General features: G+C 47.3%; 10 protein-coding genes. 7 read left to right on the forward strand and 3 right to left on the reverse strand.

The window, feature by feature from the left end; all coding sequences use genetic code 11:
• The first annotated feature begins 59 nt into the window (after nucleotides 1-59).
• Complete coding sequence (locus RIF36_RS15925; RefSeq protein WP_350120900.1) at nucleotides 60-3,587, forward strand: SusC/RagA family TonB-linked outer membrane protein; 3,528 nt, start codon at nucleotides 60-62, stop codon at nucleotides 3,585-3,587.
• Nucleotides 3,588-3,625: 38 nt separating this feature from the next.
• The gene (locus RIF36_RS15930; protein WP_350120903.1) at nucleotides 3,626-5,197 is read left to right on the forward strand and encodes a RagB/SusD family nutrient uptake outer membrane protein; all 1,572 of its coding nucleotides are present in this window, start codon (nucleotides 3,626-3,628) and stop codon (nucleotides 5,195-5,197) included.
• A 133-nt stretch (nucleotides 5,198-5,330) separates the two neighbouring features.
• Here RIF36_RS15930 and RIF36_RS15935 read toward each other — a convergent pair whose 3' ends face one another.
• Entirely contained in the window at nucleotides 5,331-5,774 is a 444-nt protein-coding gene (locus tag RIF36_RS15935) for an RES family NAD+ phosphorylase (protein ID WP_350120906.1), read from the reverse strand.
• A complete protein-coding gene (locus tag RIF36_RS15940; RefSeq protein ID WP_350120908.1) occupies nucleotides 5,771-6,229 on the reverse strand; it encodes an Xre family toxin-antitoxin system antitoxin in 459 nt (152 codons plus the stop codon). The genes RIF36_RS15935 and RIF36_RS15940 overlap by 4 nt, the downstream gene beginning before the upstream one ends.
• A 492-nt stretch (nucleotides 6,230-6,721) precedes the next feature.
• On the opposite strand from RIF36_RS15940, the gene RIF36_RS15945 reads away from it, so the two are divergent.
• From RIF36_RS15945 to RIF36_RS15955, 3 genes are all read left to right on the forward strand, one after another.
• A complete protein-coding gene (locus RIF36_RS15945; protein WP_350120910.1) occupies nucleotides 6,722-7,111 on the forward strand; it encodes a DoxX family protein in 390 nt (129 codons plus the stop codon).
• Nucleotides 7,112-7,226: 115 nt separating this feature from the next.
• Nucleotides 7,227-7,715 (forward strand): DUF1905 domain-containing protein, encoded by a 489-nt coding sequence (locus RIF36_RS15950; protein ID WP_350120912.1) that lies wholly within the window; start codon nucleotides 7,227-7,229, stop codon nucleotides 7,713-7,715.
• Nucleotides 7,716-7,754: 39 nt separating this feature from the next.
• On the forward strand, nucleotides 7,755-8,651 hold the full coding sequence (locus tag RIF36_RS15955) for a pirin family protein (protein WP_350120914.1): 897 nt from the start codon (nucleotides 7,755-7,757) through the stop codon (nucleotides 8,649-8,651).
• Here RIF36_RS15955 and RIF36_RS15960 read toward each other — a convergent pair.
• Nucleotides 8,648-9,631 (reverse strand): NAD(P)H-quinone oxidoreductase, encoded by a 984-nt coding sequence (locus RIF36_RS15960; protein ID WP_350120916.1) that lies wholly within the window; start codon nucleotides 9,629-9,631, stop codon nucleotides 8,648-8,650. The genes RIF36_RS15955 and RIF36_RS15960 overlap by 4 nt on opposite strands.
• 149 nt (nucleotides 9,632-9,780) lie before the next feature.
• On the opposite strand from RIF36_RS15960, the gene RIF36_RS15965 reads away from it, so the two are divergent.
• A complete protein-coding gene (locus RIF36_RS15965) occupies nucleotides 9,781-10,119 on the forward strand; it encodes a PadR family transcriptional regulator (protein WP_350120919.1) in 339 nt (112 codons plus the stop codon).
• The gene (locus tag RIF36_RS15970) at nucleotides 10,116-12,743 is read left to right on the forward strand and encodes an ABC transporter permease (protein ID WP_350120922.1); all 2,628 of its coding nucleotides are present in this window, start codon (nucleotides 10,116-10,118) and stop codon (nucleotides 12,741-12,743) included. The genes RIF36_RS15965 and RIF36_RS15970 overlap by 4 nt, the downstream gene beginning before the upstream one ends.

Here is a 12,743-nt window from a genome sequence, read left to right on the forward strand (position 1 = left end):
AACCAATCCAGAACAATTGACAATCGAACCAGTACCAAGGAAATTAAACTGCAAAACTTATGAAAATCTCTACGAAAAAATTTATGTACTCGGTAGGATTTACTTTTCTACTCCTACTCTACCACAGTGGAATTGGGCAACCTATCGACGACCTGTTGTTGTCGGCAGATGCCAGCTTATCCAACACATATACTGTCGAAGAAGCGCTCGAACACCTGGAAAAGAAGCACCAGGTATCGTTTCACTACGAAACGCAAATGGTCAGAGATGCAAAAGTTTCTGGCGATCTGTCTGATTTCGATCAGGAAGACCTACAGGATGCGCTGAGCACTTTGCTGGAGCCCTTAAAGCTCAACTTTCGCAAGCTGGATGATAAATACTACCTGATTGTAAAAGACAATACCCCCAAGAAAATTGAAAGTCAAAAGGCGGCGGGGTTTACCACCTCACTTGATAGGGGTCCACTCTACGCTTCAATTGCCAAGATCAATTCATACCAGCTACCAAAAATTCCAGTTTTAAGAGAACAAACCGTTTCTGGCAGAGTAACAGATGACAAGACCGGAGAAGGGCTACCGGGCGTAACTGTACTGGCCAAGGGAACTACAACTGGCACCACTACTGACATGGACGGTCAGTATCGCCTTACTATTGCCGATGAAGTAACCACCCTTGTTTTTTCATCGATTGGTTTCGTAACGGTGGAAGTACCTATTGCAGGCAGAAGCACCATCAACTTTGCCATGAAAGAAGACGTGACCAGCCTGGATGAAATTGTAGTGATTGGTTACGGTACGCAAAAAAGGTCGGATTTAACTGGCTCCGTTGGTTCTGTAAACACAGATCAACTTCAGCAGCGCCCGGCACCTTCCCTTAACCAGGCCATTGCTGGCAGAATACCTGGCGTGCAGGTAAACATCAACTCTGGCCGCCCTGGTGGAAAATCGAACGTAAGAGTTCGTGGCTTCAGCTCTATCAACTCTTCCAATAACCCACTGTATGTAGTGGATGGAGTGCAGTTGCCAGTAGGTAACCAAACGCAACGCAGCTCCGCCATTGATTATATTAACCCTAGTGATATCGTTTCTGTTGAAGTGTTGAAGGACGCTTCTTCGACGGCTATTTACGGTGCCAGGGGTGCCAATGGGGTTATCCTGATCACAACGAAAAAAGGAAAGTCGGGCGAAGGAAAAATTACTTATGATGGAATTTTCAGCGTCAATACCTACGGACCAAATAAGCCAGAAGTATTAAATACTGCTGAGTATCTGGCAGTGGAAGATTTGTCTTGGGCTAACATGGAAAAGTTTGACCCGGCCGGCTGGGCTGCTGGAAGGTGGGCATCACTAAATCCGGCGCTAAAGCGGACTGACCCTCGTCTTTTTGATGCCAATGGTAATCCCTATTACGATACCGATTGGATCAAAGAAACGACCCAAAGCAAACTTTCGCAGAGTCATCAATTGAATTTTAGTGGAGGAGATGACCGCACCACCTATTCGTTTTCGATGGGCTACAGAGACGATCAGGGTCTGTACAAAACGTCTTTTATGACAAGATACTCAGGCCGCCTTTCGCTGGAAACAAAGGTTAAAAAATGGTTAACTGTAGGTGCCAACCTAAACTACAACTACCAGAAAGAAAACAATGTCGACTTCAGCGATCAGGTTCCCCGACGCATGGTGGAAGATTTCCCTTTTCTGCCCGTGTACTACCCAGATGGAACCTACGCCGACAACAGGGATTATCCTTTTGCTGAAGGCACAATGAGTTCGGTTCATAATTTAATGGAAAGAGAATACCTCATCGGAACCCAAACGCTACTTGGAAGTGCCTTCACAAATATTACACTGGCGGAGGGGCTGGTTTTACGCAGCGTATTGGGTACCAACGTTGTGCAGCAAAGTGAGCAGCGCTACGAAGGAAGAACCATTCAGTTAGGCTCTCAGGGTAGGGCGTGGCTTACTCAGGGACAGGACGATTTTTGGTCATTCGAAAACTACCTGACCTACACCAAAACCTTTGCTGAGGTTCATGCATTCACAGGCATGCTTGGTTTGTCATGGCAAGAGTCTAAAACCTTCAATCAGAATTCAGAAGCCAGAAACTTCTCAACCGACTATTTCTCCTACAATAACCTTGGATCAGGAAGCCAAAATATCCTTGTCGGGTCTGGAGCCAGCCGAGAAGCCCTAAACTCCTACTTCGGGCGCTTCAACTATACCTTAATGAATAAGTATTTGTTCACCTTTACCGGCAGAGCAGATGGTTCATCCAAGTTTGGAGACAACAATAAGTACTCGTTTTTCCCTTCAGCCGCTGTGGCATGGAAACTTACTGAGGAAGGATTTATGCAGAACCTTCCTGTGGTTTCTAATTTGAAGGTTCGTACTAGCTATGGACTTACTGGTAACTCCGAAATTCCAGCCTATTCTTCATTGTCGTTGCTTAGTTCAAATTATGCTACCATTTTCAATAACAACAGAGTAAGCGGTACGGGAATTAATCGCCTGGCTAACCCCGATTTAAGATGGGAGAGAACATCTCAAGCAGACCTTGGCATGGAACTGGGCTTGTTTAAAGGAAGGCTAAACTTCGAGGCCGATTTCTACTATAGGAAAACCACAGACATGCTGCTGGATGCCCCCGTACCACAAACAAGTGGCTATGCAACGATTAGACGAAATGTGGGATCGATGGAAAATAAAGGCATAGAACTCGGGTTGAACACCATCAATGTTGAACTCAGCAGGTTCTCCTGGAGCACATCGTTTAATATTTCATTCAACAGGAATAAAGTACTTGAGCTTGCCACCCGTTCAGACATCTTTGGAGTTGGAGGGCCTGGTATCACCAACCAAACAAGTATCATTCGTGAAGGCGAACCAGCAGGTGCTTATTGGGGGCTAAACAGGCTGGGCGTTTGGGGTACCGATGAAGCTGCGGAAGCTGCGGAGTTTACCAGCTACCGGAACGGTTTGACCATGTTGCCAGGTGACATCAAATACGAAGATGTAAACGGAGACAAAGCCATAACAGATGCCGACCGTATGATTATTGGCAACGGTAGCCCCAAGGGCTGGGGTTCATTCATCAACAATGTCCGTTTCGGAAACTTCGACCTCACATTTGACGTGCAGTTTATGTACGGCAACGATATAATGGACATGAACCTTCACTCCAGTGAGGATCGTCAGACCTTGGCCAACAGCTACCGCACTGTGCTGAACGCCTGGACGCCGGAAAATCAGAATACCATGATTGCTCAGATAAGAGACACCCGTGCTGGCTACGTAACCAATGTTGACACGCACTGGGTTCAGGATGGTTCGTTCATTCGGGGCAGAAACCTTCTCATTGGCTATTCATTGCCTACCACTGCTGTCGAGAGAATCAAGCTAAGTAACCTGAGAATTTATGCATCTACACAAAACTTTTTCCTGATAGTGAGCGATGAAGTTATCGGAGATCCTGAAATCACTCCGATTCGTGGTAACGATGGCAACAATGTATTCTCTCAGGGTATGAAATGGCACGAATATCCTAAGCCCACGGTGTGGACGATGGGAATTCAGATCGGACTCTAGTCTATGTCATGTTTTTTGAACCAAAAAATTTAACTATCATGAATCATAACATATTCAAAAATATCGCAAAAATCGTCCTCAGTGGCACACTGCTACTATGGACTGGCTGCTCCGACTTCCTCGATGAAGAGGATCCGTCTAACCTGACTCCCGAAAGCTTCTATACGATACCGGCCCACGCAGAAGCTGCTATTGCTGCAGTGTATGCGGATGCTCGTTTTTTTGGCGATGGAGCTGGTATATTCTCGTCGAACTGGCAACTGCTCGAAGGACCCACTGGCACTTCGACGACTGAAACTGCACAAAATTCCGACTTGAACAACCTTTACTCCCTCACCTGGGATGGCAATACAGGTCATATCCTCAACTGGTGGAGAGGACTCTATCGGGTGATTGCGCAAGCCAACCTGGTGCTGGACAGAGTTCCAGCGATAGACCCCATGGATGAAGGCCAGAAAAATAGAATTCTTGGCGAGGCCCGGTTTCTCAGGGCTTGGGCGTACTTCTATGCCGTGAGATTATGGGGAGATGTGCCATTGATTACTTCACCACAAACGGCTGTGTCGCCAGATTTCTACCCTATTCGTGCTTCACAGCAGGCGGTATACGACCAAATTGTGGCGGATCTGATTGCCGCTGAATCAGCGGAGCTACCATGGACTGATGGAACTGGCAGAGTGTCTACATCTGCTGTTAAATCAATGCTATCTAAAGTGTATTTAACCATGGCCGGCAAACCGTTGGACAAAGGTGCTACCCACTATGACCTGGCGGCAAGAAAGGCAAAGGAGGTAATAGACAATGCTGGGCCAATCGAGCTTTTTGATACCTATGCCGAAGTACACGACGAAACACTCGGCAACACGAAAGAGCATATCTTCAGCCTTCAGTACAATAACCTGGTAGCTGATAACCCGATGGGCAATATGTTCCCCAACTTTAAGCCGGTTACCTATCGTGGACCCTCAGGTACTGGAAGCAGTGTTCCTACGCTTTCATTCTATGAATCTTATGAAGATGGGGATATTCGGGCAGTGAATCAACAAGGCTATTTCTATACCACCTACTATATCAACGGTAACGGAAAACCCTTTGATCTTGGTGCCCCTTACATCTTCAAACATTTCAATACGAGAGCTAACGGCACCGTAACGGTCAACGAAGAAGGGGATTCAGTAAGGGTGGCAGGAACCAGGACGGACAACCTGAATGTGCCTATGATTCGCTATGCCGAGGTGCTGCTGATATATGCCGAAGCTCAGAACGAAGTCGCAGGCCCTTCGCTGGCAGCTTACGATGCCCTTAAAGCCATAAGAGACCGTGCTGGGTTGGCTACGCCACTGCTCGGCACCCTCACCCAATCTTCCTTCAGAGAGGCTGTTTGGAAAGAGCGCTGGTATGAGTTCTGTTACGAAGGGATCACCTGGTTTGACATGGTCAGACTACAAAAAGTGTTCAATGAAACCACTGGTGGATTTGACAACTTTGTTGGCCATGTCAATTTAAGTTCCAACCAGGCCCTGCAAGCCAAGCATCTTTTGTTCCCTATACCAATACAGGAAATAGTGAATAACCCAGATTTAGCTCCTCAAAATCCTGGATATAATTAAGTCTGAATGCTCACACTCCCCGGTTGCTTTCGTAGGGTTTGCAATCGGGGAGTTTTTTTGTCAAGTCTCCGCAATATTCAAACCCTTTTCATGGGTCGACTCAAGCCCTGCGGCAATTGAAGGCCCAAACCCGCTAAAGCCTTCTATCGAAGGAAAACTTATCAGAACTAATGAGCTTAATCCTGGTAAACTCCCTGTGGTTGGGATTTAAAATGTAGTTAAACTCCTGGAGAATAAGAGCCGATGGAACCTTGAGCACTGCAGCCGTACCATTTGTCACCCATTTGTCGCCGATAATCCTTGTCGATACTTGTTGGGAAAACTCTTTCCAGTTAACGGGCAAGTCATTCAAAACCACCCTATCGATAGCAAGGTCGTCAGGTATGTCTATATTCATTACTCGAAATCCGGCATCAAGTCCTTCACCGCTCCTGTGAACCAAGTTCTCCAGACAAGCCAGCGAACGAGATTCGGCCGAGTAGATAACAAAAGTGCCTTTAGAATTCCACCTGGCCGCAAATCCTGAAGCGTATAAACTGGTACTAAATTTGGCCAACGTAATCCTGAAAACCCTCATGCAGTGTCACCCTGCTGAATTCGATCCAACTCTTCGCTGATTAGGTCGATGCCATCAGAAGTCTTGATGAGATCAAAGGGAGTACGATTATCGATGCCAAAGGCAGGCTTGGAAAGCCAGCTAAGGAATGACTCCCTCTTTCCAAAGGTATCAACACCCTTTCCATAGAGCCCTACCAGTTTCAGCATCAGCTCACTTTTGGCAGGACTAAATTTAATATGCTGCGCCTGGTATTTATGGATAGTTTTGGGGTTCAGCTCAACTACTTCAGCGAGGTAGTCATGATGGCCAAAAAGCCCTACAACGTCGTTAAAGATGGTGGCAGAAACCCCCTCTAACGCCTCAAAAGCCAAAGTGGTACTACTTGACACCCTGGGCCGAAGCCGCTGGTAGATGACCTCTGGCTCTTCAACCATCATCTTTCTCTCCAACTTATTCACGTTGTATTTTTTCATACCACGAAGATATGGAATTTTTTCCGAAATAGTAAGAATTTTTTCCTTTTCCATTCTCAATGCCTCAATTCCTTTTCGATGCCCGAAAGGTCTGAGAGCCAATCGTGGGCAAGCCCAGCAACAGAAGCATTCCTGATCCTATTAACACCGTCCCAAAGCTCAACTCTGTCGGGCAAATACTGAAGCCATCGGTTATTTGGAAAACACTCAAAAAGTTCGGCGATTCTCCGTGAGATACTCATCTTTCAGAAAAGCTTTTTTGAGACAAAAATGGAATGTCCAACTTTAGAGCTCTGGTCTTTTGAATAATTAATTTTACCAGACGACCTGACCGAAGTGGCCAACAGCACTTTCGGGGTGCCAGTATCCCTTGATGCACAACAACATCTTAGAAACCAGTGTCGCATTCAGCCCTTCATATTGCCGTATCTGCACATCGAATAATATGTATCCACGCCGCAGCTTTGTATCGTACCAAAAACAGACACAACCATGACTACTTTAACACTAGAAAAAACATCCAAAACTGACAAGGTCATCTTTTGGGTATTCACCAGCCTCTTCGTCCTGTTCGACGGCGTGGGTGCCATCGCTTTCAATACACAGCCAGCCATCGAGGGGATCGCTCACCTTGGCTTCCCTGATTTTTTCCGTATTGAGCTTGGTATTGGAAAAATCCTTGGAGGTGTTCTCCTTATTGTTCCGCAATTACCTCACCGACTAAAAGAATGGGCCTATGTTGGTTTTGGCATCTCAACGATATCAGCCATCATCGGCCACCTGGCAGTTGACGGTGGATTAGAGCACGTGTACCTACCGCTGTTAGTACTTCTGGTGCTGATCGTATCCTATGTATACTACCACAAAACCAGCGTTTCCTGAAAAAATAAAGATTTGACGAGTTCATAATATCCAAGTTCACTAATGGTGCGGGCCTACCTGCACCATTTTTCATTTACTCGAATCAAGCAATTAAATTGCATAGAAATCTACAGCTATGACCGATATTCCACTCGTTGACGGCGACTACCTCCTGCAAAAATTCCCCGGCAAGGGCGGCTGGACTTACGCTCAGATTCCCGAAGTGCTACAGGATAAAAGCTTCCCGTTTGGATGGGTACGGGTATGTGGAAGCATCGACGACTACGAGTTGAAAGGCTATAAGCTTGCACCAATGGGCAATGGCCAACTTTTTCTGCCTGTGAAAGCTGAAATCAGGAAGAAGATTGGCAAGCAAGAGGGAGATACCGTAAGAATCATTCTTTACAAAGACACACTCCCCTTAGAAGTGCCGCAAGAAATCATCGATTGCTTCTCAATGGAGCCACCAAAAGCCTACGAAAACTTTCAGAAGTTCTCAGAAAGTGAACAAAAATACTACCTCCAATGGGTATATGATGCAAAAACGGAAGACACCAAAGCAAACAGGATCGTCAAAATGATGGATCGGCTGGTAGCTGGCAGAAAGTTCTATGAACCGGATTAGTTAGGCACTATATTTAACACAAAATCAACCCGCTATTGCATGTCAAACATCGACCTCATCATAGAAGAACGCCCCGCCGACATCGGCCATTTCTTAGTCGGTCGCCTCCTCCCCTTCCGGGGCCGCCGCATGGTAGGCCCGTTCATCTTCATCGACCACATGGGCCCGGCTGTGATGGGGCAGGACGACAACCTGGATATCGGTCCGCATCCTCATATTGGACTTTCTACCCTCACCTACCTGTTCGAAGGACACGTCGTGCACAAAGACACACTAGGCTCCGACATGGAAATCAATCCGGGCGAAGTCAACTGGATGACGGCCGGAAAGGGTATCGTGCATTCAGAAAGAACTCCGGAGTACCTGCGGCATGCTGGCAAAACGCTGCACGGTTTACAGATTTGGGTGGCCCTGCCTAAACACCTGGAACAGATGGACCCTGAGTTTTTCCACGTTGCCAAAGCCGACATTCCCACCTGGGAAAAAGACGGGGCCAGCTTCAAGCTGATCGCCGGCACGGCATTTGGCAGAAAGTCGCCAGTGCCGGTTTATAGTCCACTGTTTTTGCTGGAAATAAAAAGCAAGACGAGAAGAACCATCGACATCAGCAAAGACCTTTTTGGCGAAGTGGGTCTGTATATTCTTGAGGGACAAATAGAAAACGAAGGCAACGTGCACGAGCCTAAACGCATTCTTGTAGCCAAAGACAGCAGCCTCTGCCATTTTGAAATGTATGAAAACACCACGGTGTATGTCTTCGGCGGAGAACCCTTCCCGGAACCCAGGCATATTTACTGGAACTTCGTTTCATCAGACCCACAGCTGATAGAAAAGGCAAAAACAGATTGGCAGGAGCAGAACTTTCCAATAATCGAAGGCGAGACCGACATTGTTCCACTTCCTCCTCAGGCTTTTGGACTGAAGCCGAAAACTTAAGCTGAAATAGTAAGAACAACCTTCCCAATATGCTCGCTGCTTTCAACTAGCTTATGAGCTTCAGCTGCTGATGCTAACGGGAAAGTCTGGTAAACCACAGGCATAATCCTGCCAGCATCCAGCAGCGGCCAGATATGCTTTTCAAGGTTGGCGGCGATAGCTTCTTTGAAAGTAGTTTCACGCACCCGCAGCGTGGAACCTGTGATTGTCAATCTTTTAACCATCACCCGCATCAAATCAATCGGGCTGTTGCCACCACCCATCGCATTGATGATCAGTAACCTGCCCTCTGTGGCAAGCAACCCAACGTTTTTTGGTGTGTAGTCCCCACCAATCATGTCAAGGATGACATCGACACCTTTAGGCTCAAGGGCCTTGATCACTTCAGCAAAGTCCTCTTTCTTATAATTCACGCATTTTACAGCGCCCAGCTTTTCTGCGAAAGCACATTTCTCATCAGTCCCTGCCGTGGCATACACCCTGCCCCCCATGGCCGTCACCATCTGTATCGCTGCCACACCTATTCCAGACGTGCCGCCATGCACAAGAAGACTCTCCCCTCTTTGAAACAGTCCCCGGTCAAATACATTCGTCCAGACGGTGAAAAAGGTTTCGGGTAGTGACGCCGCTTCTTCAAAAGACAGCCCTTCAGGTACCGGTAAACACTGCACACCTGGCACCGTCACATATTCGGCATAACCTCCTCCGGCCAACAATGCACATACTTTATCACCCGGCTTCCATCGCTTCTCCTCGGCACCCACCTGCTCTACAACACCAGCCACTTCAAGTCCTGGAATATCGGCAGGCACACCGGGAGGCGCTGGATACCGACCCTGACGCTGAATAATATCCGGACGATTGACGCCGGCCGCAGCCACCCTGATCAAAACCTCATCAGGTTTGATCTCTGGAACAGGCCGCTCCGCTATTTTCAAAACTTCAGGGCCACCCGAAGTTGTAATGACAATTGCCTTCATGCTCTCTTTTGTGAATAGTTATTCAAGTTAATACCCTGTTAACGAACGCCACACATTCTGGCAAATTTCTCCTACCGACCACTCAAAATTTGATTGATCATTTTGTTAATACATTGCATAACGATATATTGCATTACAACTTATTGATTATGTATTCATCTCAACTCCTCAAAGGCACCTATCAAACCGTGATTCTCAAACTGCTGAACGAGAACAAAAGAATGTACGGCTACGAAATCAGCCAGCGGGTAAAGGAGGAATCGAAAGGGGAAATACAACTGCCTGAAGGCTCTCTTTATCCTATTCTCCATAAAATGACAGAAGAGGGCTTCCTGAAAATGGAGAAGGTGAATATTGGTCGCAGAGTGCGACGCTACTATTCCATTACCACAACTGGCTCCTCTGAAGCTGCCTTGCGCATGGAAGAGCTCAACCGGTTTATGATGACCATGAAGCTCCTGATGCAACCCAACCCTGGATCGGCATGAAATTGAAGGACTCCCAAATAGCGCTTATCGAAAAAGACCTCCTGCGAAAAGGCATCACTTATGGCCCTTTGCACGAAGACCTGGTGGATCATGTTTGCAGCGAAATAGAGAAGCGGATGGCAATGGGCGAGCCGTTCAGAGATGCCTATGATCAGGTGCTGGGCAGGTTTGAGCAAAGAGGCCTGCCCGAGCTCAATAAAGAAACAGTATCTATTTTAAGCCACTTTACTATGCTCAGCAATTTTCTTACCTCTTCCCTCCGCCTGTTCAAAAGAAACATGCTTTACAGCGCCATCAGAGTCGTCGGGCTTTCGCTGGGCGTGGCAGCTCTATTGCTTTCCCTTTTCTATTACAACTATGAGCAGTCATTCGACTCCTTCCATTCTCAGGCTGATCAAATTTACCGCATCGTTCGCACCACCGAAGCTGGCAAACTGGCTACCACCACGTTTCCATTGGCTGAAACACTGCAAAACGAGTACCCAGAGCACCTGTTCACTCATTTTTTCAAGGATCGGTCGAAAACGCTTTTTAGAAAAGATGACAAGTCTTTTTATGAGGAGAAAATGATCTGGGCTGACGGCAATTTTCTACAGATCTTCCCATTTGAAGATTTCCAGGGAAATCCTGCCACAGCCCTTCAGGAGCCTTACAGCGTTGTGCTGACCAGCGCTGCGGCTGAAAAATACTTCAATCAGCCAGTAGTTCCTGGCGACTTGCTTGAATTTAAATGGAACGGAGACTTTTCAACATTGAAAGTCACAGGTGTTATTGATCGCTGGCCAGATAATATGCACATCAATTTCGACTTTCTGGTGTCGTTCAGTACAACGGAAGCGCTTTTCCCACCCAGCATAACCGATAGCTGGAGCATGAACTACTGCTACACCTATGCAAAGCTTACTCCTGCAACGAGCAAGGATCAATTGGAAGAAGGTTTCCCGGCTTTTGTAGCCAAATATGTGAAGGACACTGAAAAGCCAAGCGAAGCCTATCTTGGATTTCTGCAGCCTGTGCAGTCCATTCACACCGACCCCTCGGTCATTACTAACTATGCCAATGTGATTGATCCTATCTACCCTCAGCTGGCTGTGGCTGTCGGGCTACTGGTGCTGATCATTACCTCCGTCAATTTTGTCACCCTCACGGTAGCACAATTGCATGAAAGGGGTAAGGAAGTGGGCATCAGACGGGCCATTGGGGCTTCGAGGTACCAGGTAATTTCGCAATTCGTTTTCGAAACCTTCCTGCTGGTTATTGTCAGTTTTGGGCTAGCCCTGCTCCTGTTGCCCCTTAGCATTGATGGATTTAATTACCTGATGGCCTCCAACCTCACTTTGAGCCTCGGCGAGCACCTCTGGTTACTCATTGCACTCCCGGGGCTCATCATCGTTACGACCCTGGTGACCGGGCTTTATCCTGCGATTCTCTTTTCGAGATCCAATATTGCGGAGTCGATTCAATTGAAAAGAAGAAAAGCAGGCGTGTTCCTGAGAAAGGCTTTGCTCACCCTCCAGTACGTGTTTGCGTCAGCCCTGATCATTTTCTGCATTGTCATTTTTGAGCAGATCGACTACGTGCAAAACCAGTCCATTGGCTATTCCAAAGACCAGGTAGTGTATATCCCTCATGGCCGCCAAATCCGTGACAATCCCGATGTGTTCAAAAACAGTGTCATGGCCAATCCAGTGATTGAAAGTGTGTCACTCTCCTTTTACAAACCTACCGATGGCATTGGCAACACCATTGGTGTGACCTACAACGGGCAGGAAGAGATCAAAATAGCAGCCAATTCGGTAGACGAAGACTTTTTCACTACCTACAAAATTGATTTTCTCGAAGGCCAGGGCTTCGAAAGGATAGCTGGTGGCGATAAGAGGTCATTTATTCTCAATGAAAGCGCCGTGAAGCTGCTGGGAATCGACCGCCCGGTTGGAGCTACACTGGATACCGAATTCAACACAGGCGACCCGGGCGAACCAGTCGAAAAAAGAAAAGGCAAAGTGATTGGTGTAATACCCGATGTTCATTTTGAGTCCCTTCACTCCACCATCAAACCCATGATTTTTCTGGTTAAGCCTTACTGGTACTTCTACATAAACGTAAAGCTCAACGGTAACCATATTCCCGAGGGGTTGGCGCATTTGGAAGCCACCTGGTCAGATATGTTTCCCGAGTTTCCGTTCGAATACACCTTTCTGGATGACGAGTTTGAAAGGCTCTATGAAACAGAAAAACGGCTCGCCGGCGGACTTGGAGCCATGGCCTTGCTGGCGCTTATCACCACTTGTCTCGGCCTGTTCGGCTATATCAGGTTTGTTACTCAGCAAAAAACCAAAGAGGTAGGGATTAGGAAAGTGCTCGGCGCCAGCTACCTGCACATCTCCCACCTTTTCTCAAAGCAGTTTTTGGTGGCTATCCTTCTCGCAAGCGTCATTGCATGGCCGGTAGGGTACTATGTGGCCAATGAGTGGCTGCAGAATTTCGGCTATCATATCTCGCTGACCGGCACGCCGTTCGTGGCCACATTGGTTTTGCTATTGCTGATCTCCACAGGAACCGTGGCCCGAGAGCTGCTGCGGGTGATGAAACTGGATCCGAGCAAGACATTGAGATATGACTAA

Origin of the sequence: Imperialibacter sp., assembly GCF_040222815.1 — a bacterium.
In the GTDB taxonomy this organism is placed as follows: domain Bacteria; phylum Bacteroidota; class Bacteroidia; order Cytophagales; family Cyclobacteriaceae; genus Imperialibacter.